The organism is Sporolactobacillus mangiferae (assembly GCF_023336505.1).
In the GTDB taxonomy this organism is placed as follows: domain Bacteria; phylum Bacillota; class Bacilli; order Bacillales; family Sporolactobacillaceae; genus Sporolactobacillus; species Sporolactobacillus mangiferae.
Map to the genome: position 1 here is coordinate 25,620 of NZ_JAMAST010000019.1, position 26,463 is coordinate 52,082.

Here is a 26,463-nt window from a genome sequence, read left to right on the forward strand (position 1 = left end):
TCACCGTTTTTTCTCAGTCACTCTCTGTGGCCTGCTTCTCTTCGCGAATCACCACAATGTTGACACGTCTGTTCATTGATTTATGTTCCGGTGTGTCATTCTTCACGACCGGACGATATTCACCGTAGCCGACAAAATGCATGCGTTCCGGTGAGAGACGGTCATTTTCAATCAGAAAGTTCATCACATTCTGGGCACGTAACCCGGACAACTCCCAGTTCGAATGGACGCCGCCGTCATCGTTACGAAATGGGGTATTATCGGTATGCCCCTCGACACTGATCTCGTTCGGCACATGATTCAGAATACTTCCAATACGTCCCAGAACCACTTTTGCACCCTTTTTCAGATCGGCCTTGCCAAGATCAAAAAGAATTTTTTCGCGGAAAGTCAGCTGTACACCTCGTTCTGTCTCCATTAACGAGACTTCCGGGTTCAGGTGATTCTCTTTGATATACGCGTTCAGCTGAATGTACAGCGCGTCCAGCTTCTTTTTGTCTTTTTGTTTTTCGGACTGGCTGATCGGCTGTGATTTTTCTGCCACAGGGACAGACGAAGACATTTTTCCTTTGTCTCCGTTGGAGTTGCCGATAACCTGAAGTATGGAATTCCCCTGAAAGGACGTTTTCAGGGATTCCATCAACGCATCGAATTTCTGATTCTCAACACTGCTTATTGAATACATCACGATAAAAAAGACAAGCAGCAATGTGATTAAATCTGAATAGGTAATCAGCCAGCGTTCCTGATTATGGCTCGGTTCCTCGGGCTTTGAATAACGCCTTCTCTTTCTCTCTTTCATGGCTGACCCGCTTCTTGGAACGCACGTCCGTTGTTGACATGGTTTGCTGATATGCCGCCAAGCTGTTCTTCAACAGTTCGGCGTTCTTCATCTGTCAGAAAGGCATAAAGCTTTTTCTTAAGAATCATCGTGCTTTCTCCGTACTGGATTGAGAGAATCCCTTCCGTTTTAAGTTGTCTGGTTAATATATCAATGGCAAGATTATTCTTGATTTTTGTATGAATCGGCAGGTAAATAACATTTGCGCTCGCCACGCCATACAAAGTTGCGATAAAAGCGACGGCAATGGCCGGACCGAGCGCAGAAGTGTCTTCCAGACTGCCAAGGACGTGAACAAGCCCCATAACCGTGCCGATAATGCCCATCGTCGGTGCATAACCGCCGGCGGATTCAAAGATCCGGGCTATGGAGAGGATCTTCTGTTCATAAAGTTCCATATCGCGATTCATAATATCGTCAATGACATCAGAATCAACACCATCGACAACCATTTGAATGCCGTTTGACATAAACGAATCGTCCGCAAATCGATCCTGTTCGCCTTCCAGTGCGAGCAAGCCTTCACGCCGTGAAATATTGGCCAGGTTAATCATTTCGACAACTGTATCGCTCGGACGCTCCTTTGGGCGTGTGAATGCATATTTTAAAATAAAAGGGGTTTTTGCCAGAATTTTCCCCGGGAAGCTGACAATTACTGCTCCAATCGTTCCGCCAAATACAATTAAGAAGGCAGTAATTTTCAGCAAAGCGACCAATTCGCCGCCTTCAAGCAAAAAACCGATAATTAACGAAAGCAGACCGACCAGCAGGCCGATGACTGTTGCTACATCCATGTAAGTCAACCCTTTCCGCTGCTCTAATACCAATCACTTTTTTTATCGGCTATTTACAGGATATATTCAAGACTTTTTTTAAAATCAATTCGTCAGACCTATGACCCGAATCATAAATGGGTATTTTGGACTGTTTGCCAGTGCCTCGTTCTGGAGATGCACTTCGAAAGTTTCATTGTATGGATTCTCATTTTTCCACTTCCGTTTTTTTACATCCCTTGATACAATGTTAATTGTGGTTCGTTGTCGAAATATGGCTGATAATCTTTGGTGCAATGCACGCATCAGGAACCACCCCCGCTTGGATCGCTGCTTTCACTGGCGAACCACAAACAGAGATTTCATATATCACAGACTTCGATTCAGTGAACGGGAGTGTCGGAAACCTATGCCAAAAGTCGTAAATCTTGAGTGCCTAAAAGACGGCTGTGTTCTTGCCAAAGATATTTATTTCAATTCCTCCGTACTCTATCGAACCGGGATGCTGATCACCTCCGAGCTTATTGATTATCTTAAGCGCATCGGTGTCCGATCAGTCACTATTTTCGATGCACCTCCAATTGCTCCCTTTCGAAAGCAGTTTACCCCTCAATCACAACTGACTGAAAATGAGCGTAAAGAACTGACATCAAGATTTCAGAATGAGATGACACAGATCGCGAATGAATTGCGCTATGGACGTATTCTGCATTCCGAATCCTCCTATCATTGGCTCCATGCCATTTATGTGAAATTTTTTTCAAACCCGACCGTGCGCTTTCTCATGGACGCTTTAAAACAGTGGGATCCGGTTTGCTATATTCATTCGCTTGACGTCTTCGTACTGACCAGTCTTTATTTCAAACATGTGGGCTGGACCGTCAGCCAGGATTTTATGCTCGGTTGCCTGCTGCACGATATTGGCAAACTGTACACCCCCATTGAGATCCTACTGAAACAGGGGAAACTGACGCAGCGCGAATACCATAAGATTAAGCAGCATACCACAGACGGTTATCAGCTGATGTACCATATGCACTTTCCGGAGGAGACATGCCGTGTCGTCCGTTCCCATCATGAGCGTTTAGATGGAAGCGGATACCCGGATCATTTGCACATCGAGGCAGACGATCGCGCGTTAAAATTAATGATGATTGTCGATGTATACTCCGCGTTAACGTTGAATCGTTCTTATCGAAAGCCGATGCACGCAACGAAAGCGATGCAGATTATCCTTGCTGACAGTGCCGAACGCCATCTGTTCGATCTGAACATTTGTTACTTATTTATAAATTTTATACATATATTTCCCCCCGCAACTCGTGTGCTGCTGACTTCCGGTAAGCCCGGCGTTATTCTTGCCAATCCTTCCGGTTCAGACATCCTGCCACGTATCAAGCTGGAACGCAGCGGAGAGATTGTCCAATTGCCCAGCGACTTGTCGCTGACTATTGAAAGCATCACAAGCTGGGACAGCAGTGAGGTCGTGCTGCAGGCAAGACAGACCTGGAAGGACTATATCCGGTTCCTGATTAACGGTGACAGCGTCAAAGCAGTAGACTGCCTCGACACGCTTTCCGACGGCATGCGCATTGAGGATGTATTTGTCAGGCTTTTTGAGCATGCCTGGAACGAAATACAGAAAGGAACGGTCCTTCAGCACTTTATGGTGAGTGAGTCAATGTCTGCTGCGATGACTCTTTTACGACTGCTCAGCTGGAAAATGTTAAAAAACCTGCATCAGCTGCCAGGCAACAATATGGGGCATGTCATCGTTGCGAACCTGAATGCCTTTCAGGGACTTGTGCCAACAAAATTAATCGACGACCTGTTTACTCTGAACGGATGGAAAACAGAATTTCTACCAGAGATCGATGAAGTAAGCGCCATCTATGCCCGCCTTCGCCGAAGCAAAGCAAACTACCTGGTCGTCTCACTTATTGATGGAAGTCATTGTGCTTTGCTGAATACATTGCTTTCGCAGATAGCCAGTGAATTCCCGAATTTAACTGTTTTCGTCCATGTTCCCGGCAGGCATGTGGATCTATCCGATCAATCAATGCCAGAGCATCTCCTGATCAGTACGTGTCTCAGCGATGTCATTACGCATATCAGGCATTTCTTTATAAAAGGCTCCGTTAAAAAGTGAGATTGTTTTTAGTACCAGGTATTCCTTTAGGTGTGGTTTTCCGGCCATTAGGTGCGGTTTTCCGGTCGTTCGCGACATTTTACCGGTCATCGCCGTTCTCACAATCTCCGAACATGAACCGTTGATCCATTCCTTTGGTATCCATCGTTGCCGTGGGCGCCCCACGTGCCCTGGCAACGTGGCAGCAATGAAAATGCCAGCGGCCTATTGCGCGAATACTTTCTCAGGGGGCACGACCTGAAGCAAGTTTCTGACGCTGACGTTCAACATCATGTTGATAAACTGAACCACCGTCTACGCAAATGTCTGGGATGGCGAACGCTTTTTGATGCCTTTTATTATCGGGTGTTGCACTTAGTTTGACAATTCAAAAGCACAAAAAAAGAAATCGGCATCTTCTTCCAATGCCGATCCTTTTCAAAGGCTTAACGCGAACCCTGCAGCTGCAGTCATATGATTTTCAGCAGTTGCAGGTTTTTTTACTGTCTCAGTTAATGTTTGCTGTATTTGCCATTGTTTTCACTTTCGCCGCTTTTAATGCAATTAAATACGTACGTACCATTGGAAGAAACGCGGTCTTCAAATCACTGGCCCAATTGTTCATTAATCATGTCATGTACCCTTTGCTTCTCGGCAGAGCCCACGACTAAATAATAAATACCGTTGATTTTCTGGCCCTGGCCCTTGACTTCGTAGTCAATCGTATGCTTGCGCGTATCACGATAATTGAAGGCGAGGCTCTTCATATCATCAAAGGTCAGGTTTGTTTTCACGTTGTCCCCAAGTGCATCGAGAATCTGCGAATAGCGGGAAACCGAAGAGACATTGGCCATTTTATTGACAATCGCCATGATGACATCGCGCTGTCTCTGATTCCGACCGAAATCGCCCTGAGGATCCAGATGGCGCATACGTACATAACCCATCGCTTTTGCACCGGTATCAAGAGTAATTTCACCACGCGCATAATGATAACCTTTCTTATAGTAACCTTCATCATGCCAATCCAGTTTATTGTTGACGGTTACGCCGCCGACTGCGTCAACCAGGCTGCTCATACCTTCCATGTTAATCTTTATGTAAAAATCAAATGGAATATCACCGATGAATTTTTCGACCGTGTTCTGTGCCATTTTTGTTCCGCCATATGCGTAGGCGGCATTGATTTTATCAAAGGTCCCTTTTCCAACAATCTCCGTGCGGGTATCGCGCGGTATGGAGACCATCTGCATCGTATTCGTTTTAGGATTAAGCGTTGCTACTATAACTGTATCTGAACGCCCACGGTCCCCCTTGCGCTCATCAACGCCAAGAAGAAGCAGATTAATCGGTTTTTTCTGATTAATCGCGTCGTGATTTCCCTTGCCGGCTGATGCTTCGTACATGTCGCCTGCCGTTGACGCTACCGAATGATACATCCACCAGGCATAGCCTGCCCCCGCTGCGAACAGGACGACAATAATGCCACCGATCGTCAGTAAAATTTTCTTTTTCATCTTCTCTACCCTTTTCTTCTTAAATTCACAAATCAACGTACAATTCGCTGATCTGTCTTTGCAGATGCTGTCTAAACGAATCATACCATGTACCTAATATAATGTGAATCTTTTCCTGTGATTAAAAACCAGGCTGAAAAGCCAGAGGTTCGCAGTACCAAAAATAAAGAGCCCGTTAAAATCTGCGGTTGTTTTTCATCGTCTATTGCCCTGTGCTCGCTTGCCGCGGGCGATCTGGAAGTCTCCGCGGGCAGACCAATTCCTGCGGGATCTTCCGGATCGCTGATCAACAGGAACGCTCCGCAGGCGCCAGCGCGCTTTTTAGAAAACTTGGCTTTGCCAGGCCTTTGGCGAAGGCACAGATGCCGTCGCACTTATATGGTAATCCGCCGAATGTTAAACTTTCTTCTAAAATAAAAAGGCGCACAGAAATTCATCTGTTGCGCCTTCTCTTCTTTATTAAGTAATAAATCAGTCAACGACTTCGATTTTGTCCTTGCCGCCGAACTTATCGTACCAAGGTGTCGCATTTTCGGCAAGAATTTCATTAAGATCTTCAATGTTTTTCTTACCTTCAGTTCTCAGCCATTCTACAGCGCCAGCTTCTCCGCCCTTGCCGTAAGCTTCAACACCGCCGCGCCATGTTGCACGGCCACAAAGTACGCCGTTATACTTGGAGCCAGCTTCTTTGGCAAAAACAAGTGTTTTCTGGAAGAGTTCAGCCGATACGCCAGCACTCAGCCAAATATACGGAATCGGTGAAGTCTTTTCTACTTCAAGGAAGTATTTCTTTGCTTCTTCAGCAGAATATACTGGTTCATTCTCGCCAACGCCTTCAACGCGGCTCATGTCAACCGGAACTTCCAGCTTGAGCACGTCAACGCCGTAGCGCGGTTCGGTGAAGACTTTAACCGATTCGATAACTTTGTGCGGTTTAACTTTTGCATATTCTGCTTTGTCCGAGATTTTTTCATCGTAGGTAACGATTTCAAGGAACAAAGGAATCTGTTCTGCTTCGCATTCGGAACCAACGCGTTCAACAAATGCTTTTTTTACATCGTTGATTTCATCCGGTTCATCAGGATCAAAATAAACGAGCAGTTTTACAGCAGTACCGCCGTTCTCTTTGATACGTTTTACGGACCAGTTTGGCAGCAGATCCGGAATACGGCCAGGTTCGGTTGCGTCATAGCCGGTCTTTTCATAGGATGTCAGCAAACCGCTGGAAGCCGCACGTGCTTTTCCGGCCGGAATGCCAAATTCAGGATCAAGCAGGATTGCGCTTGCATATGGAGTCAGTTCTTTAGACACAAGTGTTTTGAAATCCGAGAGTTCTTCAACCGTAGCGTCGGAGCCTTTAGCCGCACCGATCATTTTCTTCAGAGAACCACGCTGATCAATTGCAAGAGCAGCGATCACACCGTTCTTATCAGACAATTGTTCGAGAAATTCAAACTTGCCTTTAGAAATTTTAACCATTACTTATAACCTCCAAGAGTTTGTTGGACAACAGCAATGTCCGATGCTATTGCTTAAACAGTCGCTGCAGCGAGCAGCAATCTTTTTATCTCACAGCCTTCATTTTACGTCATTTTCTGTCATAAAGTCAATTTGGCAAATTCAATAATCCTGTGAACAAAGTTTCAGGAACCACATATCAGCAAAAAAATATTTTCAACGCAAAGCTTCTGGTTCCATCGCTCTCCCGCCCTGTCACCCAAAAAAAGTTTGATAAAGCAGAAATACATTCAATGAGATCACTACTGCGGCAATGCACCAGGCGACAGCCGTAGTTCGTTTTTTATTGACAAGATCGCCCATCAGCGATTTATTGCTCGTAAAAATAATCAGCGGAATGATGGCAAGCGCAATGCCAAAAGAGAGAACAACCTGGCTCATGACCAGCGCTTTCGTCGGATTGGCGCCAGAAATAATCAGAATGAGTGGCGGCAGCATCGAACAGATACGGCGCAGGAAAACCGGAATTCGTTTATGAATAAAACCCTGCATCATGATATCCCCGGCCAATGTCCCCACCGATGAACTTGACAGCCCTGCTGACAGCAGTCCAATACCAAACAGAATGCCAGCTGCCGGTGCAATGTAATTGCTGAATCCATGAAAAGCCAAGGTCAGATCATCAATGATTTCTCTGCCGAAGAACGTTGAACCCGCGACAGCAAGCATAATAGCATTAATCAGTCCGGCAATGATCATGGCGATCAGAATATCAACCAGCTCAAATCGAAAGATCTTCTTCCGCTCTTCTGCATTTTTGCCGATGACACGGCGGCAGGTCAGCCCGGAATGCATATAAATGGCATGCGGCATGACGGTCGCACCGAGTATACCTGCAGCAAGCATCACGCTTTCTGTTCCCTGAAAGCGCGGAACGAAGCCTTGAACGAAGGGCCTGAATTCAGGTAATGCAAAGAGTATTTCAAAACTGAATGCAAGGACAACAACAAAAACCATTAATGCAATGACCAGCTCAAGCGGACGATAGCCTCTGACCTGGAACATGAGAATCAGCAGAGCACAGAGTGCCGTTAAGATTGCTGCCGGAATCATCGGCAGGCCAAAAACGAGATGAAAACCGAGAGCCGCCCCGATAAACTCGGCAAGATCGGTTGCCATGATCATAATTTCACCTTGCACCCAGTAAAAGAAAGTGACTTTCCCGGGCCAGCGATCACGGATAATTTCCGGGAGGTTGTGCGCCGTCGCAATACCGATTTTGGCTGACAGCGTCTGAATCAGAATAGCCATCAGATTAGAGATCACGACGACCCAAAGCAGCAGATAACCGAATTGAGAACCCGCCTGAATATTGGTTGCATAATTGCCCGGATCAATATAAGCAACCGCCGCAATAAATGCCGGTCCGATAAAGGGAAGCATCTGCCGCCATCCTTTGGTTGCGCCGACTGCCTGTTCGTAAGACTGCATATGGGGAACCGACCCATTTTCCTCGGAAGATTGTCCGCCGTTCATCATCTTTTTGTTCAAGCGGTTCAGTCCGCCCGCCGCCTGTTCCTGGTTGGACATGACGTTCCTCCTTTTTTCGCTCAAAGAATATAAGTTTCACGCAAGAAACTTATATGCCTATCATTAAATTACTTGATTCGCCCGTATATTGCAACTTGTTTTTTTAAAAAGTAGATTTCGGGAAAATTTTATTTCATAAAAGGAAGCCGTTCAGCGGTGTTTCTCGGGGAGGCGGACCATGCACATATAAACAAAAACAAAGGCACAGAGCACGCCGTTCAATGGATAAAGCGTGGCAATCAGCGAGCTGTAACTGAATTGGCCAATAATCATTGTGCATACCAGCAGAAGACACATGGCCGTCCGCAGGGAAAACAGTGCCGGAAAAATACTGCAGAGCTGCCGGGTCATGCCAAATATATTGCCAACAAATGTGGTGAGAATTTCTCCAAAGATTACAGTAACAAAAGTGAAATGCAGGAGCGTTCCAAACGGGCGAACCATTTCTGCCATCGGCAATTCATATAATTCTATCCCTGATTTTCCTGACAGCATGAGATGTGACAGCACGAGAATCAGTGTAAGCCCCAGGCCGCCAATGATGCCGCCCCAACGGATGACCTGTTCATCCTTAAAAGCCATAGCCATCGGAACAAGGACAACGAGCGCAGTCGACAGATTAAAAGCTGCATAGTTGAATGAGGCAAGGAACCAGCGTATATGTCTGCTTTCCGGAAAAATTTGTGCCCCGGTACCATTGGTCCAAAAGGCGAAAAAAATAAGCCCGATGAGCAACGGAACGACAATGACGTTTACGAGCAATAACCCACGGACCCCTCTGACAAGAAACAGTCCAGCAAAAAATACGGTCACAAAAATACCCAGCTCCCTGCTCCACCCTATCTGTTCAGCAAATACTGCGCCCGACCCTGCCAGCATAACCCCGGTGATGCTTAATATGATGAAGAACAGGAGTGCCTGAATGACATTGCCAACCTGCCTGCCAAACAAAGCGGTCAGCAATTCATTAAACGAGTAGGCGTGGATACGCCGTGCATAGATCATCATTTTTGTGCCAACCCACGTCATGAATATACCGCTCATGATCGCACCAATCGTGCCTAATCCATGGTATTGAGTGAAAAACTGAATGATTTCTCTTCCAGAGGCGAATCCGGCACCGACAATGGTACCGATAAACGTTGCCGCTACCTGCAAACTGTTGAGTAGTTTACGCTTCATGCCTTCGCCCTCTTCTCATCCGTTCATTTTTACAGACCGCATTTGTTCCATCTTATGCGCGGCTTGTCCCGGGCATGCCTTTTGAATCGGGCTTTACAAAGCAGACTGCGCCTTTTATACTTGAGCTATGCGAAAGAGGGCACCGGCTCATTTTAGAAAAGTGAGTGCAAGATCAGACAATGCCCGTACTTAAAAATGGGAAGGGGACATGTTTTATGGTGAACAGCTTATGCACGACTTCAGACAATCTCATTGCTGCACGCCGCCAGTCCTCTTTGCCCGTGATTTTCTGAACGTTATACGGACAATTAGGGATTGGCGGCCGTCACAGGGGTCTATCCGTTTGCTGCGAAAGAACCGTGTGAACGGTTCTTTTTTTATACTATAAGAAAGTTTAAAATTCAGCGGATTATAGTATAAGTGCGACGTCATCTTTGCCCTCGTCAGAGGCTTGGCAAAGCCAAGTTTTCTAATCCCTAATTTTTCTTATAACAGGAGGATTTTCTTTGAATTTAATCACATATGGCTGGAATCAGCATTTAAAAGACCTGCCCCTGAATTTGATGTCCGATCAATCGGTTGGACGCATTATTTCTGAGTATAAAGGACAATACAAACTGATCACGGAGCGTGGTGAATACTTGGCAGAGGTAGCCGGGAAAATGCGCCATCAGGCAGAAACGCGACAGGATTTCCCGGCTGTCGGCGATTGGGTCGTCGTCCGAGAGCGCCATTCCGAGCACAAAGCAACCATTGATCGGATTCTGCCCCGCTTCAGCAAATTCTCACGCAAAACGGCCGGTTCTGCTACCACTGAACAAATTGTTGCCGCAAATATCGATACGGTCTTTCTTGTCATGGCACTTAATCACGATTTTAACCTGCGCAGGCTTGAGCGTTACCTGACTATGGCCTGGGAAAGCGGCGCCAACCCGGTAATTCTACTGAGCAAGGCAGATCTATGCGACGATCTTCAGGACAAAAGAACCGCCGTCGATTCCATTGCTTTCGGTGTACCTGTACTTACAGTCAGTGCATTGAATGATGAAGGAAAAGAGCAGCTTGCTCCCTACCTTGGCACCGGGAAAACCGGCGTATTCCTTGGTTCTTCCGGTGCTGGCAAATCAACATTAACCAACTGGCTCTGCGGTCGGCAAATCCAGACAGTCAATGCCGTGCGGACAGACGATGACCGTGGACGGCATACGACAACCAATCGCGAGCTGATCGTACTTCCGGGCGGCGGGGTGATCATCGACACACCAGGTATGCGCGAATTACAGCTCTGGGCCGCGTCTGATTCATCGCTCGATCATAGTTTCTCGGATGTCGAAGCACTGGCTGCAAATTGTCGATTCGGCGACTGCACGCACCAAAGCGAACCCGGATGCGCCGTTCAAAAAGCACTGAAAGACGGCCGTCTGAGTGCGGAGCGCTACAGAAGCTACCTGAAATTGCAGCGTGAACTTGCTTTTGTCCGCCGAAAGACCGACCCTCAGGCAAGGCTCATAGAAAAAGCGCATTGGAAAAAAATCCATGTGCAAATGCGTCGGCGACCAAAATAAAATGGACCGAGTTTGTTGGAAAATCGGATCTCGCTAAAACAAATGCGAAGCCACCGTTTCCTTTTATAGTACAAAGCAACACCAATGTCAGCGATTCTGGACATTGGTGTTTTTGTACTGCAGATGAATGTGGGTGCACGGAAAATGCTAACGGGGTTTCTAAGCTGGCTACCAGCCATCGCGAACGGTTTGCCGTTCGTGCAGCGGGATTTCCGGTCATCATGAACGGTTTTCCGACCATTGTGAATGGGTTTCCGACCATCGATCGTAAACGGGGTTCAGACCACCATGAACGGATTGCCGGCACTGCACCATTACGCTTCTATGCTTATGATGCTAGAATGAAAGAGAACAATCGATCAACCTGTCATGGAGGAGAGCATGCATGAGTCAGATACTGAAGCCGCTGTGCAAAAAAGACTTTAACCTTTTTTATCAATTGATGGAGGCCTCATTTCCTGAGGAGGAATATCGCGCGTATGATGAAGAACTTCACTTGCTGGATAAGAAGGCATTCTCCGTTCTTGTCCGCTACGACTTATCAGGGCGAAGAATCGAGGGCTTCATCGCTGAATGGCGCTTCCGAACCTGCTCCTTTCTTGAGCAGCTCGCGGTTGAACCAACCTTGCGTGGAAGAGGAATTGGCTCGGAAATGTTGAAAAGCTACCTCAGTCAGACCGATAAACCTGTGCTCATCGAAGTGGAACGGCCGTCAGCTTCGGAGCTTGCCGCGCGCCGCATCGATTTTTATCAGCGGCTGGGGTTCATCCTCTGCTCATTTGGCTACACCCAGCCGGATCTGAGACCGTCCGGGTCACGTGTCGATCTCCTCTTGATGCACTATCCGTTTGCCCTATCTGAACATGACCTTCTTGCCCGAAAAAAAGAAATCTTCCACACTGTGTATGGGACGGAAATTTAAAAGCTATGTACGAAAATCGACAGCAACCACTGCCGATTCCTATTTTGTCAATAGCACCAGGCCGCGCCAATGATGATTAAGAGAATAAAAAGCACAACCAGCAATGCGAATCCGAAGTTTTTGCCAATGCCTTCAGAAGCACCCATGATGCTCATCACCTCCAGTCAAGTTCCCTATATCCTATGCAGCTGTCTCTGATCGTTTCGCTGGTTTTTAAAAACACCGATACCACATCTTCAGCGGCATGATGTTCTGTGTTTACTGTGATAAAATGGCAATGATTCATGTATCGGACACATCACTGTCTGGTTTTATGGTACGGATCACATAAGGAGGCTTTGCATATGGAAAACTTTGAAGACTTATTAAACCAATATGCCGATGTTACCGTAAAGATCGGCCTTAATGTTCAGCAAAATCAGCAGGTAATGATCTTTGCTCCAATTGAATCGCCGGATTTTGTGAGAAAGGTCGTGCAAAAGGCCTATGAAGCCGGGGCAAGCCATGTTTATGTCGAATGGTCGGACGAACAGACGACGCGACTTAATCTTGAACGGGCACCGATGAAGGCACTGAGTCACTATCCGGAGTGGCGTTCGAGCGCTTACAGAGAACTGTCTGAGCAGAACGCAGCATTCCTTTATATCTATTCACCGAATCCCACGCTGCTTCAAGGCATTGATCCGCTGCGCGTCGCGGCGGCACAGAAAGCAGCAGCGGCTGCAAACAAGCAGTTCTCCAATGATAAAAGCAGTGCCAGGGTAAGCTGGACAATTGTGTCGGTCCCGACCTCCGCATGGGCCGCAACTGTTTTCCCGGATAAGAGCGAAAATGCACGCATCGAAGCACTCTGGCGGCAGATTTTTAAAATTACCCGTGCCGATCAAAAAAATCCGAAGGAGGCATGGGAAAAACACATTCAAACGCTCACAGACAGATTGAATTATCTGAATGAAAAGCGTTTCAAAAAACTGCTTTACAAGGCGCCGGGCACAGATCTGACAATCGAGCTTCCCTTTGACCAGCTCTGGGTTGGCGGAGGTATGACTAATGATCAGGGGGTTCCGTTCCAGCCAAATATACCGACTGAAGAAGTATTTACCATGCCACTGAAAAACGGGGTCAACGGCACTGTCTCCAGTACAAAGCCGCTGAATTACGGCGGTAGTCTCATCAACAATTTTCGGATTACGTTTAAAGATGGGCGGATTATTGATTATCATGCAGAGCAGGGAGCGGATACGCTGAAACAGATCATTGAGACTGACGAAGGGGCGCATTATCTCGGTGAGGTTTCTCTCGTGCCACACCATTCACCCATTTCAGAGACAAACCTTATCTTTTATAATACGTTGTTTGACGAAAACGCCTCCTGTCATTTGGCCATCGGCCACGGTTTCCCATTCAACTTGCGTGACGGACGGAACATGTCCGAGGAGGCTCTTGCTGCTGCAGGGATGAACCAGAGTCTGATGCACGTTGATTTTATGGTTGGTTCCGCTGATCTTGACATCACAGGCGAAGCTTCGGACGGCACGCGCATACCGATTTTCCGGGGCGGCAACTGGGCCATTTAAGATTAGAAAACTTGGCTTTGCCATATTTTAACTAAGGCAAAGCTCTAGTTGCACTTATACTATTTTCCTTAAATTTTATATACTTTCTTATAGTATTAGAAAACTTGGCTTTGCCATATTTTAACTAAGGCAAAGCTCTAGTTGCACTTATACTATTTTCCTTAAATTTTATATACTTTCTTATAGTATTAGAAAACTTGGCTTTGCCAAGCCTTTAGCGATAGCAAAGACGCCGTCGCACTGATACTATATATAATCCGCTGAATTTTAAACTTTCAAGAATATAAGAAAAAAGGCAGATCGGACATTGATTCCGATCTGCCTTTTTTGGTATGGAGACAACTTTCACGTTTTGATGAATCCACGCAGCCCTTGATCCATTTATGTAAGCTGGGAGAGACACTGCCAGGCACACACCGATTCTCACCGGATGCTTCAATAATCATGTAAAAGATCAGATTTTAAACCGTTTAATTTCATTCTGCATCAATTGCGCCTGTCGCTCCAAATCACCAGCCAGTTTATTCAGCTCTTCCATCGAAGCTGTCTGTTCCTGAACCGAAGCGCTCATTTCTTCCGTGCTTGCAGCCGTTTCCTCACTCGTCGACGCAATGGTCTGCATGCCCTGATTAATTTGCTCAATCTGCTTATTAGTCGAGATAATCGCATCAGCAATGGTCTGCATACCTTTTACGTTTAATTCAATGGTTCTTTTAATTTCCTCAAAACCTTTATTTGCTTCAGCAACCGCTTCATGCTGACCTTCCAAAGTCTGGTTGGTCTGCTCGCAATAAGCGACGGCCTCCTGGATTTCTTTATTCATCGACTCAATCATGTCGGTTACTTCCTGCAGCGAATGATTGGTCTGCTGAGCGAGCTTGCGAATCTCATCGGCAACAACGGCAAATCCTTTCCCCTGTTCGCCGGCATGTGCCGCCTCTATGCTGGCATTAAGAGAAAGCAGATTGGTTCTCCGCGCAATGCCATCCAGCACATCAATGATCTTGTGGACATTTTTCGCATGTTCATCAAGCCGCAGAACCGTGTGAATGATTTGCTGGGTGGTCTCTGAAGATGTCTTTGATTGTGTGGACAAATGATTCATTTTGTCGAGTCCGTTCTTCGCGTAATCAGTCATCCGGTAAGCCCCCTGAAGCACATCCTTGCTTCGCGCGTCTATTCTGCCGACTGCTTCAAGAAGCGTTTGCATGGTGCTTTGACTCTCGTCAATCGACTGAGACTGATTTGAAGCACCGGCCGCAATTTCCGTAACGGTTGCACTGATCTCATTTGCCGAAGCAACGTTCTCTTCAGCACTTGCTACTAGAGTCTGGGAGGCACCGGTAATCTGATGGGACACATCGATCATCTGTTTAAATGCTTTCCGGTTCGTGCTCGCAAGTGCGTTTATACTTTTCGCTACCTCTGCCAGTTCATCTTTACTGCTGATCGGAATATGGACGGTCAGATCGCCATTCTCGATACGGTGGGCAGCCGTCTGAAGCGTTTTAAAGCGCCGGGTCACCCGGCCAAGCACATAACTGGTAAAGAGAATCGCAACACCGATAATAACAAGCAGCGTAATGATTGACGGCAGGACAATCAGATTCGCTTTGCCTGAAATTTCACTTTTGTCAATAAAGCCCAGCAAAGTCCAGCCGGTTGTCTTATTCGTTTGGAAAATCACCAATTCCTGTCTGCCATTAACGTTGGCATAGAACTGTCCGCTTTTCCCACGTTTGCGCAATTCTTTATAAAAATCCTGTCTGGCGATGCTTTTGCCGATCTGATTCTTTTTCGGCGACGCAATATAAGTACCCTTGCTGTCCAGCAGTGCCGTATAGCCGGAATCCCCTAATTTGGCTTCGCTTACCTGCTTAATAATGGACTGGATGAACAGATCCATTTTCAGAACGCCCTTAATCTGGCCGCTATCCATGACCGCCTGAACAACACTGACAACGTTCTGGCTAGTCACTTTATCTACGTATGGATCGGTCCACTTCGACTGGCCGCTTCCGGACGCGCCGCTTCGATACCAGGGCTCTTCAGTCGGATCATAGCCCTTGGGGAAAAAATAGATTGGCGAGCGCACAACCGCGCCCTCGGCAGAAGCGTAAGTCAGCGCCTGATATTTTGTATTTGAGCTGAGCACATTTTGGAATGCCTGCTGAATGTCTTCAGAATTTTTTTGCACGTTATTCAGTGACTTACTCATTGTAAACTGGCGGGCAACCGATTGTGCGTCATCGAAATAAGTATTAAAAGTCTGATCCGTCGCGGTCAGCTGCCCCATTGAAGATCTGATCAGCTGATCGCGGGTCAGCTTGGCCCCATAAAAATAACTGAACAGGCCGCCGATAATTCCGACTACCACAATCATGCTGATAATCGGGATCAGCAGTTGTTTACGCAAGCTTTTGTTCCTGAGGCGCCGCTCAATAAGTGCAACGGGCAAATAACGAACGAGTTTATCGCTTGATTTCAACGTTTTTCTAATCCTGTCCATGCCATTTTTTCCAGACTTCTGATTACGGACCTTTCCTGTATTCGCCGTTTTCTTCGCTGTGCCCTTCTCTTTATTCATTGCATGTGCCCCCCGAAAAGTAATCCCCCGCTGCTCTCTGATCCATCAATCACTCATTTGCTCTCTATATTAAAAGGCTCATCTTGTTATGACAGCTTAAAACCTGCCAACGCTTGCTTAATAATCAATGCATCCGCGTCCAAATCAGAGGCCAGTTTTGTAAGATGCTCCATTCCTGCTGTCTGCTCCTCAATGGATGCAGTAACTTCTTCGGTTCCAGCCGCCGTCTGTTCGCTGATCTGAGCCATCGTGTCAATATGTGTTTTAATCTCCTGGATACGGATGGCCATTTCCTGGAAGGACGACGAAATCGCCTGAATGCGTTCACTGTTCTCCAGAACTGCCTGAGCAATCTGCTCCGAAGCTTTTTCAAAATTGCTGACCACAACAAACTGTTCCTCAAGCACCTTGCTCGTGTTGCCGGCAAACTGAACTGTATGTTCAGTATCCGAACGAATCCCATTCATGAGTTCAGAGATCTGCTTCAGCGCGAGATCCGTCTGATCCGACAGTTTCCGTACCTCATCTGCGACAACAGCAAAACCCTTGCCCTGTTCCCCGGCTCGCGCTGCTTCAATCGCCGCATTCAGCGCAAGTAAATTCGTCTGCCCTGCAATTTCAGATACGGTTTTAATGATCTTATCAACATTTTTTGAACGCATCTGCAATGAAGATATCGCATCAATAATATCTGCGGTCGCACTGATTGTCCGTTCCGAATGATTTCTCAGCTTCTCAACAGACCGTCTGTTCCCGTCAGAAACCTCGGATAACTGTTCCGCGCCGTTCTTCATCAGCTCCGTTTGTTCGGCGACATCGCCCATTTTCTCTGTAATTTCATCCGTCGCTTCTTTATTTTTCGACATTAATTCTGCCTGATTCGACGCACCGGCAGCAATTTCCGACATGGTTGAACTGATTTCGGTCGCCGAAGCCGTTTGCTCCTCAACGCTTGCAACCAGAGCCTGCGATGCATCGGTAACCTTTTCGGAAACCTCGCGCATACTTTCAAGCACATTATTATTCAGGCTGATCATATGATTGATACCTTCGGAAAGGCGGGCAAGTTCATCATTTTCCTTATCCTTAATGACAACACTCATATCGCCGTTTTCCGCTTTGCCTACGGCCGTTCTCAGTGTACGGACGCGCTTATTGTAACCGAAAAAAATCAATCTGAGGACAACCAGCCCCGCAATGAGCGCGGCAACACCGACAATCCATGCCGGAACTAGCATCCCTGCCGCACCGAAATAGTAAAACAGCAGTGCAATGCCTGAAGCACCAATGAAAAAAAGAGCAAAGTACACACTTTGCAAATTGATGCGTCTTTTCTTCGGCTGTTCATCTGTTTTCTTTTTATCTGTTACTGCCACAATCGATCCACCCCTTCATGCCCCGTTCGATCCCTTGCCACTTGTATTGCTCGTTATTTTCCTACTTGTTTTATCGGACAAAAGGCCCGAAATGTTTATGCTCTTTTGTCGCTTATCCGTGCTGTTCGGCACGAAAACGGGAAACATGATGGCTGCCCGTATAAAAAAGATAGTAATAAACATCCAGCAGGAACACAATGACCATTGCCAGAATCATGCCAGCTAAATCAAACGTAAAGGCATCAATCAAATGACCCGTGCGTCCTGCAACAAAAGTCTGATGCCATTCGTCAAACATCGCATAGCAAAGTGCAAGAGCAGGCCCGCAAAGGTAGCACAGCAGGCGCGGCATGACGGTCGTCATGAGCAGGTTGATCATCATAAATGCCAGCAGGCAGTATTCAGCGACATGGCTTGCCTTTCGAAAAACAAATTCAAACAGCGCATAGGGCTCATCGGAAGTCACCCGCTGTCCGCCATAGTTGAAATCGACATGCGGAAAGGTCTCCGATGTCCACTGAAAATGATCTTTTAAAAATGGCTTAAGGTCCTGATCGGCATAGGGTGTTGACGATCCTTTGTAGATCATCCCGATAATTAAGAAAATCAGAATCAACCAGAAAACAAATGCTTTAGGATTTTTAAACATCGCTCAATCCTCCAGATTCTATACTTTTCGGACACAGGCACGCTCATCTAAAAATAATTGCGGACTAATTGTAAACAGATAAATACAATCACTTAATTATTTCTCAATTATAGCGCAAATACATGATCATTTTGTAGATTTATTGTGCCATTCTCCAGATAAGCCGCTCAATGCCACCCAAGAAAAAGTAAATGAAGCAATAATTACAGTATTTACGCATCTTTCTCATAATCGTTTCACAAAATCCGCTGCACTGGTGCCTTTATCTGAATCGCTCCCGGGCACAGGTTTATTCGTTACTTTTCTCTTGGCTGAGCGCCGCGCTCGACACCCGTCAGGCCTTCAAATGCCGGATGGGTAAATGCATAAATCACTTTTGATTTGCACAGCTTATCCATATTGCTGTTTGAGAAGAAGGAGGTCCGCGCCATGAACAAGGAACAGGTATTTAAGCGTCAATTCAAAGATCGCGACAATCACGGAGAGCACCACAACGGAAGGCTTGCGCAGCAGAAAAATCACGCCGACCATCATAATGATGCGCCAAATGAATATGTTCATGACCATGAAGAACGAAGAAGTTAATCAGATACATGCAGTCGGGAAGCGAGGGCATATTCAGCTTCCCGATTTTTTTGTGGAACCATCCCACCACCGGTTGCCCAAAAAAGATGCGTTGCGGAAGCAAGCGTACCTTCTAAGTGATGCTGCCTCAAATAGGCTTTGCCACACCGGTCTGACAGCAGCATTAAAGGCCCATAAATACCTGCTGCCGCAGATGGTTCCACCCAGTGATTTTCAGTATCCTTCAAGGCTTTTAAAAATTGAAAAAGCCGGTCTTCCGCAATCGTCATGCACCCGGAAATGAGGTGCCCAGCGGCTTTTCCGGCAAATGCCGAAGGTCTGGCAACGGCAAGGCCATCGGCTGCCGTCCGGTTGTCAAGGCCAAAATCGCGCACCGATACATGATTATGCAGCCCGGTCATCAGTCCGAGCAGAAAACATGGTGCATGCGTCGGCTCAACAAAGAAAACATGGACGGATTCACCGAATGCCTGCTTTAATCCGAACGCAACACCAGCCGGACCGCCTCCGACGCCGCAGGGAAGATAGACAAACAGCGGATGGGCTTTGTCTACGGAAAGGCCGGCGTCCGCCAGCTGTTTCTTCAATCGATGGCCTGCAGTCGCATAACCGGCAAATAAATCTTTCGAATTTTCGTCATCGATAAAATGGCAGTTCGGATTCTGCTCAGCCTGCCTGCGCCCTTCGGTAACCGCCACGCTGTAGTCAGCCTCATATTCTTTTACTTTCGCACCCTTCTGGCGCAGCAATGCCTTTTTCCATGGGCTCGCATCGGCAGACATGTGTACCGTCGTCTGAAAACCCAGTGCCGCCCCAACGATGCCAACACTGAGGCCAAGATTTCCCGTCGATCCGACTGCCATTGAATACCGCGAAAAGAAACGGTGAAACGAAGCATCAGCAAGACAGGTGTACGCATCATGTTCCGTCAGAAGACCGGCGCGGATCGCAAACTGTTCTGCCGTCTTAAGTACCTCATAAATGCCGCCGCGTGCCTTAATTGATCCGGAGATCGGCAGTTCACTGTCCGCCTTCATCATGAGCGTTCCCGGGATAGTCAGGCTGAACGCCCGCTCAAGCAGATGCTTTAACTCAGGTGCCGGATAAATCGGCGATTCAATGATGCCGCCGGCAGGCGCAGTCTCCGGAAACACGTGCGCAAGATAAGGCGCAAACCGGCAGAGACGTGCTTCCGCCTCTGCCGTATCCTCGCCGCTCACCAAATCTGCTGCTGCCTTTCCATAATTGGGGTTCAGCCACATCACTTCACGATACGCCTCAATATCTTTGAGCAACGGCTGCTCCCTCTCCCATTCTCCAATGGTCCTGCCACCAATTAACGCCTTCATCCTGATGCCTCCTCATATGTTTTTATTTTATCCGCCTGCACTTTCCAATTGGCTCAGGACATCAAAGATCAAATGAAAATTCGAATACCGCTGCACCGAATGATTGCCCTGCTCGATAAAGCGCCACGTCTCATCAATCGATCCCTGTACGGCAAAGGGCTGATCATGGAAGAAATGATAGAAATGCTCCGGATGCGCTCGGCAGCTGTGTTCAAAATCCCGTGATCTTCGGATCTTCTCCTCCACCGGCATATTCCGATTGTTATGCATCACATGATCCAGGTTACAAGAAAAATAGAACAGAAAATAGTAGATTCCTGCCATAATCTCGGCTGATGCACACATAGCGCGAAGTTCGGATGCCTTCTCGCGGTTTCGTTTCTGTATGTATTGCCGGATACCTGCATTTCTGACCACGATCCCATCTTCCCGATAATTCGGATCTTTTCCGACCGCACTGTCAATCATGACATCCTGATCACGTACAAACGTACCGTCCATATCCGTCAGCTGTACCACAGCAAGAATTTCCCGTTTGCGGAATTTGGTCGCATTCATCACTTTTTTCACCTGATCGGCGACCCGGACCTTGATATTTTTTCTGACACCAGGCTTCGTGAACAAATCGCCGCGGGTGATATGAATATAAACACGGCATGACCCGGGCACATAATTGCGAATGGCAGCAATGACACGCTCATCGGAAACGCCTTCGACAATGAAAATCACCACTTTTTTATCTGCCATGACCGAACTCCCCCGCTTCATCAAATGCTTCCATAATCATACAGCGGTCCGTCGGCTCATAGACTTCTTCCCCGTCATGGCCAAGCTGAATGGCTCGAATATACATATCACGGATATTGCTGCGCTCCCGGATTCCTCTCAGCACAATATACCGATTCTCCGGATTGGCAGAGGTAAAAACAAGATTTTCTCTTTCCAGCACCTCAAGCAGCCTTAAATTATGCGATGTAAACAGCAGCTGCCCCTTCCCGCCGTCGTTTAAGATTTTAACGATTTCACCAAGCAAAAATTCATAGATGCCGGCATCCAGTTCGTCAATGACAACACATGCGTTTTCGTCATTATACATCACCACCAGCGCGCTGAGGATCGTCAGCAGCTTTTTCACCCCATCTGACTCGCAGTCAATGGGAAGCAGCCGTCCGCCACGTTTTACCGCCAATTCGATGTATACACCTTTGTGCCGCTCATTCGTCGTCTGGCGCAGTGGGCGCGCCTCAACCGTCAAACCGGGCACCAGCTCCCGAAGCACTTTACTGATTGCGCGAAGTACATGCCGCAGTGTACCATGCGTTGCATGATCCACCCATTTCGGCTGATTGATCGGAAACGCAACAATTTTATAAGACCGATCCGCCTCAACCGGACAATGAATCGGAATCGACATGTTTGCAAGTGACAGCCCTGACTCGCGGTTATTCAGAACGAACAGCCTGCTGGCAAATACACGTTTCAATGCGTGAAGCAATCCGAGCGCTTGCTGATCAAAAGCATGCTGCAGCAGTTCAAATCCCTGCTCACAAAACAAAACCGATGTACGCCGCTGCACAGCCATCGCCACATTGACCCTGAAGGCAACCATGCGATCATCTTTCCCAGACCTTAGCTTTGCCGCAGCAGCATTCGGGGACACACGGGCTTCACCACCATCCATCGAAAACGAGATCAAAGTTCTGTAACGCGCGCCTTTTACTAATTCCTTATAGCGAATCTCCTCGTGAGCGACAAAAACCGGATCATACACACGATCATTCGCAAGATCCACAGCATCATCCGCATCGAGATCCTGCTTTGATAATGTAAACGCATAAACCAGTTCATAATATCTGCGATCCATACAAACCAGAAATGTAAAAAGAAAGCGTGCACAATCGGCCTGCTGATCAATGAGCCGGACCGCATCCGGCTCCAGCGCCTGTCCGTGCAGCAGCACCTGCAGCAGTTGAAAAGCCGACACAGCCGCCGATTTCCCTGTGCCGTTCTGTCCGTACATCCCCAGCACATCCGCGCGCTTCATCGTTCGGCTCTTCGAACACGGAAAGTAGAACTTGCCATGGACCACATTTTTGCAATGAAACAGCTCAAGACTTGAGACACGTACCGTTATCTGCATGAATAAGGACTCCTTAAAATTTAACCCGGGTACGCCTGATGCGTCCCCCCTCCTTATTCATTATCCTGGAAAAGCAGAGGTTCTATACATGGGGGATGCATATTTGAAATGCAGCCATAAGTTCATTGGTAATTCAAATCCCACTTCGTTCAGATAAAAGCGTTTCTCTTTGGTCGAGCAACAGCTTATTTTGAACATTTATATCCCACTTCGTTCAGATTAAAGGGAACCCCGACCAACCAGAGGCTCATATGCTCGCCTCTTTATATCCCACTTCGTTCAGATTAAAGAAGACAAAGAATCATTGCAGGAGGTTATCTGATGGACTTTATATCCCACTTCGTTCAGATAAAACTCACAGGGCAGGATTATGCGGCATGAGACCTTAAACTTTATATCCCACTTCGTTCAGATAAAACTTAATCGTTTTCGTCCCTGCTCGTTTAGGTTGCGTCTTTATATCCCACTTCGTTCAGATAAAACACTTTTCTGCAGCGTTTCATCATCTAGCTCTGCGCCCCTTTATATCCCACTTCGTTCAGATAAAACGATAATTCGTTTTAGGGTCAAGATCTTCAATCGTATCTTTATATCCCACTTCGTTCAGATAAAACGCGCCGGGCACCTTCCACCCCCCCTGTCGTCTCGTCTTTATATCCCACTTCGTTCAGATAAAACACCGCCCCGTTGCAAAGTTGCAGCAGCTTGTTGGACCTTTATATCCCACTTCGTTCAGATAAAACAAAAAAGGAGCACACCATGAAACCACTCTTGAGGGCCTTTATATCCCACTTCGTTCAGATAAAACATCAATCCACCGCATTAACGTTTCCGTGTCATCGCTTTATATCCCACTTCGTTCAGATAAAACTCGGTCTACGATGATACAGTTGACCAATCGGGACCTTTATATCCCACTTCGTTCAGATAAAACGGATAAAAAAGAGAATTTTGAGCCAATAAAACCACCTTTATATCCCACTTCGTTCAGATAAAAGTTGAAAAATTTGCCTGTGAGTATGAGATAGACGGCACTTTATATCCCACTTCGTTCAGATAAAAGCTCTTCATCAATCAGCTTAGAGTCATTAAAAATAGACTTTATATCCCACTTCGTTCAGATAAAAGCTCATGGATTGGACGGTTGGGAAAATGTTTAAAAACTTTATATCCCACTTCGTTCAGATAAAAGCTTGGCTGAATCAAAATAGTCATACAGCAATTGCCATCTTTATATCCCACTTCGTTCAGATAAAAGGGCGATCGTTCTCTGGCTACTGACACGACTTGTTCCTTTATATCCCACTTCGTTCAGATAAAAGTTGGTGGGTTTGTTGCGTGGATGATTTTTTTATGGGTCTTTATATCCCACTTCGTTCAGATAAAAGTAAAGACCTACCAACTCAACTAGCCATTCTAAAAACTTTATATCCCACTTCGTTCAGATAAAAGGCCCGCATCAAGATCATTAATGATCAAGTCTTGTTCCTTTATATCCCACTTCGTTCAGATAAAAGTTAATAGTATATGATTAATAGCGGTCTTGGATCGTCTTTATATCCCACTTCGTTCAGATAAAAGGGTCATAAAGTTCCGTTCTACCTTGGCGATCTGAAAGCTTTATATCCCACTTCGTTCAGATAAAAGAGAACCGCAGACTTTTGATCCAGCGGTAAAGCCAGCTTTATATCCCACTTCGTTCAGATAAAAGATGGAATCGGTTAACTGTGCTTTGATATACGCCAATCTTTATATCCCACTTCGTTCAGATAAAAGCCCAACCAGTGGCAGACGCTTTCTGCCGATTGACGTCTTTATATCCCACTTCGTTCAGATAAAAGTGATCGACTGCGGAACATTCGCAGATCGCACTATTGCTTTATATCCCACTTCGTTCAGATAAAAGTCTTCGTCTTTTTTAATAAACATACCCCCGTAGTCCCTTTATATCCCACTTCGTTCAGATAAAAGTGTTTCGTGCATGTGTTCCAGTTCTGCGATTCGATTCCTTTATATCCCACTTCGTTCAGATAAAAGTTAAGGGGGCGTCGTCATGATTGCAGATTGGGTCACTTTATATCCCACTTCGTTCAGATAAAAGCGCGGCGGTTAAAGATATTTTAAAAGCAACCGTCGACTTTATATCCCACTTCGTTCAGATAAAAGTGCGGAGCAGGCAGCGAAGCACGCCGATATGAAAACTTTATATCCCACTTCGTTCAGATAAAAGATTGCAGGCATAGCGTTTTTGCTTGTGGCATATAGCAACTTTATATCCCACTTCGTTCAGATAAAAGGATACCCGTTCATTTCACACCTATCCCATTGCCACAGCTTTATATCCCACTTCGTTCAGATAAAAGGTTTGATGCGATTAAAGAGAAATTAATTGATAAATTCTTTATATCCCACTTCGTTCAGATAAAAGGCTGCAAAGCTATGAGGAAGCGACGCCGGAAGCCGACTTTATATCCCACTTCGTTCAGATAAAAGTTGGCTCTGTATCGTTGGTCAACTGGCTGAAGAGTACTTTATATCCCACTTCGTTCAGATAAAAGCCAATCGCGCAGAGCGTCCATTAAACGTGCTTCTACGCTTTATATCCCACTTCGTTCAGATAAAAGGGTCTATCATGAAATAGCACACGCTTTTGATAGTTTCTTTATATCCCACTTCGTTCAGATAAAAGGAATCTGACGTGTACCATAAGAATATTTTTTTGACAATCTTTATATCCCACTTCGTTCAGATAAAAGGTTTAACACTAATGAGATGAAGACTTTTTTCCCAACTTTATATCCCACTTCGTTCAGATAAAAGTCGGCGCAGAGACCGGAGCTATCGGTACGGACAAGCCTTTATATCCCACTTCGTTCAGATAAAAGCTGTGCACCTACATTCGTGGCTTCGGTAAGCAGAATGCTTTATATCCCACTTCGTTCAGATAAAAGTTATTGGTGAAGACATGTCAACATCAATATTAAACGGCTTTATATCCCACTTCGTTCAGATAAAAGTGGCACCTGCCTTGTAATAGAACCCGCGTTGGCTTTTCTTTATATCCCACTTCGTTCAGATAAAAGATCTTTTCAAACGCTTGGTTACTGACCCGCTCCGGCCTTTATATCCCACTTCGTTCAGATAAAAGGCCGTTACGCGCTTTGACATGTCGCGCGCGGAAGACTTTATATCCCACTTCGTTCAGATAAAAGCCGTTGGCTTTTTTGATTACAATTATCGGGCGATTTTCTTTATATCCCACTTCGTTCAGATAAAAGACGGTAGTCGGCTTTCTAACGCCATACCGAAAGCTGCTTTATATCCCACTTCGTTCAGATAAAAGTTTCTTGGCAGCTACCTACTTCACCCGAATGAAGACTTTATATCCCACTTCGTTCAGATAAAAGAACCGCGGAAGCTTTTTTATCCGAGCCATCCTCGGCCTTTATATCCCACTTCGTTCAGATAAAAGGAACACATTACCTGTGGTCATTGTACCACGAAACGGCTTTATATCCCACTTCGTTCAGATAAAAGAAAATCTCTGTTAAGACTAACTCCGATTTGTCGATACTTTATATCCCACTTCGTTCAGATAAAAGAGTTACGATAGCTGAATGGCAGTCTTTAAGTACACCACTTTATATCCCACTTCGTTCAGATAAAAGTTGCACGTGGCGCAGAGCAATTGATTGATTACATGCCTTTATATCCCACTTCGTTCAGATAAAATGATCGCATCATTAATATCTTTGCTTATCGAAAGGCTTTATATCCCACTTCGTTCAGATAAAAGTGCAATTTTTCGCCGTTAAAAGTTAGAGCTTTCAACTTTATATCCCACTTCGTTCAGATAAAAGGTATGCTTGTACGGATACTTTAAGAGCATCAGCGATCTTTATATCCCACTTCGTTCAGATAAAAGTTTTAGCGATATCAATCTGTCGCAAAGAGGGGTAGTCTTTATATCCCACTTCGTTCAGATAAAAGTCCTGTCGCCCGTCCTGATAGTTTACGAGAAAGTCCTTTATATCCCACTTCGTTCAGATAAAAGCCGTCTGGCAATGTCTTTTATCCGCAGACACACGCACCTTTATATCCCACTTCGTTCAGATAAAAGTATTGTTTCTGCGGATTCATCGAGATTGAGGAATGTCCTTTATATCCCACTTCGTTCAGATAAAAGACAGATGCTCTTTGCCTTTAAATATATTAAGTACCGAC

General features: G+C 46.1%; 19 protein-coding genes, 1 pseudogene and 1 CRISPR repeat array. Of the genes and pseudogenes, 7 read left to right on the forward strand and 13 right to left on the reverse strand.

Annotated features, from left to right (window positions below; translation table 11 throughout):
* Nucleotides 1-13 precede the first annotated feature (13 nt).
* Nucleotides 14-802 carry a flagellar motor protein MotB gene (locus tag M3N64_RS12145; RefSeq protein WP_249102649.1) on the reverse strand — a complete coding sequence of 263 codons (789 nt, stop codon included), beginning with the start codon at nucleotides 800-802 and terminating at the stop codon, nucleotides 14-16.
* Nucleotides 799-1,635 (reverse strand): flagellar motor protein, encoded by an 837-nt coding sequence (locus M3N64_RS12150; protein WP_249102651.1) that lies wholly within the window; start codon nucleotides 1,633-1,635, stop codon nucleotides 799-801. The genes M3N64_RS12145 and M3N64_RS12150 overlap by 4 nt, the downstream gene beginning before the upstream one ends.
* 388 nt (nucleotides 1,636-2,023) lie before the next feature.
* Here M3N64_RS12150 and M3N64_RS12155 point away from each other — a divergent pair, with 388 nt between their 5' ends.
* Together M3N64_RS12155 and M3N64_RS12160 are read left to right on the forward strand one after the other, a co-directional pair.
* Nucleotides 2,024-3,763 (forward strand): HD domain-containing phosphohydrolase, encoded by a 1,740-nt coding sequence (locus M3N64_RS12155; RefSeq protein ID WP_249102654.1) that lies wholly within the window; start codon nucleotides 2,024-2,026, stop codon nucleotides 3,761-3,763.
* Nucleotides 3,764-3,919: 156 nt separating this feature from the next.
* A pseudogene (locus M3N64_RS12160) lies at nucleotides 3,920-4,126 on the forward strand (transposase); the annotation flags it as partial.
* 221 nt (nucleotides 4,127-4,347) lie between these two features.
* Here M3N64_RS12160 and M3N64_RS12165 read toward each other — a convergent pair.
* The 4 genes from M3N64_RS12165 to M3N64_RS12180 form a co-directional block, all read right to left on the reverse strand.
* Complete coding sequence (locus M3N64_RS12165) at nucleotides 4,348-5,259, reverse strand: LCP family glycopolymer transferase (RefSeq protein WP_249102657.1); 912 nt, start codon at nucleotides 5,257-5,259, stop codon at nucleotides 4,348-4,350.
* Between the two features lie 471 nt (nucleotides 5,260-5,730).
* Complete coding sequence (gene lacD / locus M3N64_RS12170) at nucleotides 5,731-6,738, reverse strand: tagatose-bisphosphate aldolase (RefSeq protein WP_249102660.1); 1,008 nt, start codon at nucleotides 6,736-6,738, stop codon at nucleotides 5,731-5,733.
* Between the two features lie 234 nt (nucleotides 6,739-6,972).
* A complete protein-coding gene (locus tag M3N64_RS12175; protein WP_283163447.1) occupies nucleotides 6,973-8,253 on the reverse strand; it encodes an Nramp family divalent metal transporter in 1,281 nt (426 codons plus the stop codon).
* A 204-nt stretch (nucleotides 8,254-8,457) separates the two neighbouring features.
* The gene (locus M3N64_RS12180) at nucleotides 8,458-9,489 is read right to left on the reverse strand and encodes a YkvI family membrane protein (protein WP_249102661.1); all 1,032 of its coding nucleotides are present in this window, start codon (nucleotides 9,487-9,489) and stop codon (nucleotides 8,458-8,460) included.
* A gap of 506 nt (nucleotides 9,490-9,995) precedes the next feature.
* Here M3N64_RS12180 and rsgA point away from each other — a divergent pair.
* From rsgA to M3N64_RS12195, 3 genes are read left to right on the forward strand one after another with little or no spacing between them, the layout of a single operon-like run.
* A complete protein-coding gene (gene rsgA / locus M3N64_RS12185; RefSeq protein WP_249102667.1) occupies nucleotides 9,996-11,054 on the forward strand; it encodes a ribosome small subunit-dependent GTPase A in 1,059 nt (352 codons plus the stop codon).
* Nucleotides 11,012-11,443 (forward strand): hypothetical protein, encoded by a 432-nt coding sequence (locus tag M3N64_RS12190; RefSeq protein ID WP_249102668.1) that lies wholly within the window; start codon nucleotides 11,012-11,014, stop codon nucleotides 11,441-11,443. The genes rsgA and M3N64_RS12190 overlap by 43 nt, the downstream gene beginning before the upstream one ends.
* Complete coding sequence (locus tag M3N64_RS12195) at nucleotides 11,440-11,976, forward strand: GNAT family N-acetyltransferase (RefSeq protein ID WP_249102669.1); 537 nt, start codon at nucleotides 11,440-11,442, stop codon at nucleotides 11,974-11,976. Before M3N64_RS12190 ends, M3N64_RS12195 begins: the two co-directional genes overlap by 4 nt.
* A 47-nt stretch (nucleotides 11,977-12,023) precedes the next feature.
* Here the strand turns inward: M3N64_RS12195 and M3N64_RS12200 are convergent, their stop codons facing one another.
* Nucleotides 12,024-12,122 carry a YjcZ family sporulation protein gene (locus M3N64_RS12200; protein WP_249102672.1) on the reverse strand — a complete coding sequence of 33 codons (99 nt, stop codon included), beginning with the start codon at nucleotides 12,120-12,122 and terminating at the stop codon, nucleotides 12,024-12,026.
* 198 nt (nucleotides 12,123-12,320) lie between these two features.
* Here M3N64_RS12200 and M3N64_RS12205 point away from each other — a divergent pair, with 198 nt between their 5' ends.
* Nucleotides 12,321-13,553, forward strand: a complete 1,233-nt coding sequence (locus M3N64_RS12205) for an aminopeptidase (RefSeq protein WP_249102674.1) — start codon at nucleotides 12,321-12,323, stop codon at nucleotides 13,551-13,553.
* 454 nt (nucleotides 13,554-14,007) lie between these two features.
* Here M3N64_RS12205 and M3N64_RS12210 read toward each other — a convergent pair whose 3' ends face one another.
* The 3 genes from M3N64_RS12210 to M3N64_RS12220 form a co-directional block, all read right to left on the reverse strand.
* Nucleotides 14,008-16,140, reverse strand: coding sequence for a methyl-accepting chemotaxis protein (locus M3N64_RS12210; RefSeq protein WP_249102676.1), 2,133 nt, complete (start codon nucleotides 16,138-16,140; stop codon nucleotides 14,008-14,010).
* Nucleotides 16,141-16,226: 86 nt separating this feature from the next.
* The gene (locus M3N64_RS12215; protein ID WP_249102678.1) at nucleotides 16,227-17,516 is read right to left on the reverse strand and encodes a methyl-accepting chemotaxis protein; all 1,290 of its coding nucleotides are present in this window, start codon (nucleotides 17,514-17,516) and stop codon (nucleotides 16,227-16,229) included.
* Nucleotides 17,517-17,628: 112 nt separating this feature from the next.
* Nucleotides 17,629-18,165 carry a VanZ family protein gene (locus tag M3N64_RS12220; RefSeq protein WP_249102680.1) on the reverse strand — a complete coding sequence of 179 codons (537 nt, stop codon included), beginning with the start codon at nucleotides 18,163-18,165 and terminating at the stop codon, nucleotides 17,629-17,631.
* 429 nt (nucleotides 18,166-18,594) lie between these two features.
* Here M3N64_RS12220 and M3N64_RS12225 point away from each other — a divergent pair, with 429 nt between their 5' ends.
* Complete coding sequence (locus tag M3N64_RS12225) at nucleotides 18,595-18,750, forward strand: hypothetical protein (protein ID WP_249102682.1); 156 nt, start codon at nucleotides 18,595-18,597, stop codon at nucleotides 18,748-18,750.
* Here M3N64_RS12225 and dsdA read toward each other — a convergent pair.
* Genes dsdA through M3N64_RS12240 form a run of 3 tightly spaced genes read right to left on the reverse strand, consistent with a single transcriptional unit; the run spans nucleotide 18,747 to nucleotide 22,239 of the window.
* Complete coding sequence (gene dsdA / locus M3N64_RS12230) at nucleotides 18,747-20,099, reverse strand: D-serine ammonia-lyase (protein WP_249102685.1); 1,353 nt, start codon at nucleotides 20,097-20,099, stop codon at nucleotides 18,747-18,749. The two genes, M3N64_RS12225 and dsdA, sit on opposite strands and share 4 nt — an antisense overlap.
* A gap of 27 nt (nucleotides 20,100-20,126) precedes the next feature.
* Entirely contained in the window at nucleotides 20,127-20,846 is a 720-nt protein-coding gene (locus tag M3N64_RS12235; protein ID WP_249102687.1) for a hypothetical protein, read from the reverse strand.
* Nucleotides 20,836-22,239, reverse strand: a complete 1,404-nt coding sequence (locus M3N64_RS12240) for an AAA family ATPase (protein WP_249102688.1) — start codon at nucleotides 22,237-22,239, stop codon at nucleotides 20,836-20,838. Before M3N64_RS12240 ends, M3N64_RS12235 begins: the two co-directional genes overlap by 11 nt.
* Nucleotides 22,240-22,370: 131 nt before the next feature.
* Nucleotides 22,371-26,425: direct repeats of the CRISPR family, unit length 29 nt; unit sequence CTTTATATCCCACTTCGTTCAGATAAAAG.
* Nucleotides 26,426-26,463: the final 38 nt, after the last annotated feature.

Coding starts and splice junctions, on each gene's coding strand:
- dsdA (WP_249102685.1), bottom strand. CDS start 20,099: ATGAAGGCGTTAATTGGTGGCAGGACCATTGGAGAATGGGAGAGGGAG.
- M3N64_RS12195 (WP_249102669.1), top strand. CDS start 11,440: ATGAGTCAGATACTGAAGCCGCTGTGCAAAAAAGACTTTAACCTTTTT.
- M3N64_RS12240 (WP_249102688.1), bottom strand. CDS start 22,239: ATGCAGATAACGGTACGTGTCTCAAGTCTTGAGCTGTTTCATTGCAAA.
- M3N64_RS12200 (WP_249102672.1), bottom strand. CDS start 12,122: ATGGGTGCTTCTGAAGGCATTGGCAAAAACTTCGGATTCGCATTGCTG.
- lacD (WP_249102660.1), bottom strand. CDS start 6,738: ATGGTTAAAATTTCTAAAGGCAAGTTTGAATTTCTCGAACAATTGTCT.
- M3N64_RS12150 (WP_249102651.1), bottom strand. CDS start 1,635: ATGGATGTAGCAACAGTCATCGGCCTGCTGGTCGGTCTGCTTTCGTTA.
- M3N64_RS12225 (WP_249102682.1), top strand. CDS start 18,595: ATGAACAAGGAACAGGTATTTAAGCGTCAATTCAAAGATCGCGACAAT.
- M3N64_RS12180 (WP_249102661.1), bottom strand. CDS start 9,489: ATGAAGCGTAAACTACTCAACAGTTTGCAGGTAGCGGCAACGTTTATC.
- M3N64_RS12220 (WP_249102680.1), bottom strand. CDS start 18,165: ATGTTTAAAAATCCTAAAGCATTTGTTTTCTGGTTGATTCTGATTTTC.
- M3N64_RS12210 (WP_249102676.1), bottom strand. CDS start 16,140: ATGAATAAAGAGAAGGGCACAGCGAAGAAAACGGCGAATACAGGAAAG.
- M3N64_RS12165 (WP_249102657.1), bottom strand. CDS start 5,259: ATGAAAAAGAAAATTTTACTGACGATCGGTGGCATTATTGTCGTCCTG.
- M3N64_RS12235 (WP_249102687.1), bottom strand. CDS start 20,846: ATGGCAGATAAAAAAGTGGTGATTTTCATTGTCGAAGGCGTTTCCGAT.
- M3N64_RS12155 (WP_249102654.1), top strand. CDS start 2,024: ATGCCAAAAGTCGTAAATCTTGAGTGCCTAAAAGACGGCTGTGTTCTT.
- M3N64_RS12205 (WP_249102674.1), top strand. CDS start 12,321: ATGGAAAACTTTGAAGACTTATTAAACCAATATGCCGATGTTACCGTA.
- M3N64_RS12145 (WP_249102649.1), bottom strand. CDS start 802: ATGAAAGAGAGAAAGAGAAGGCGTTATTCAAAGCCCGAGGAACCGAGC.
- M3N64_RS12175 (WP_283163447.1), bottom strand. CDS start 8,253: ATGAACGGCGGACAATCTTCCGAGGAAAATGGGTCGGTTCCCCATATG.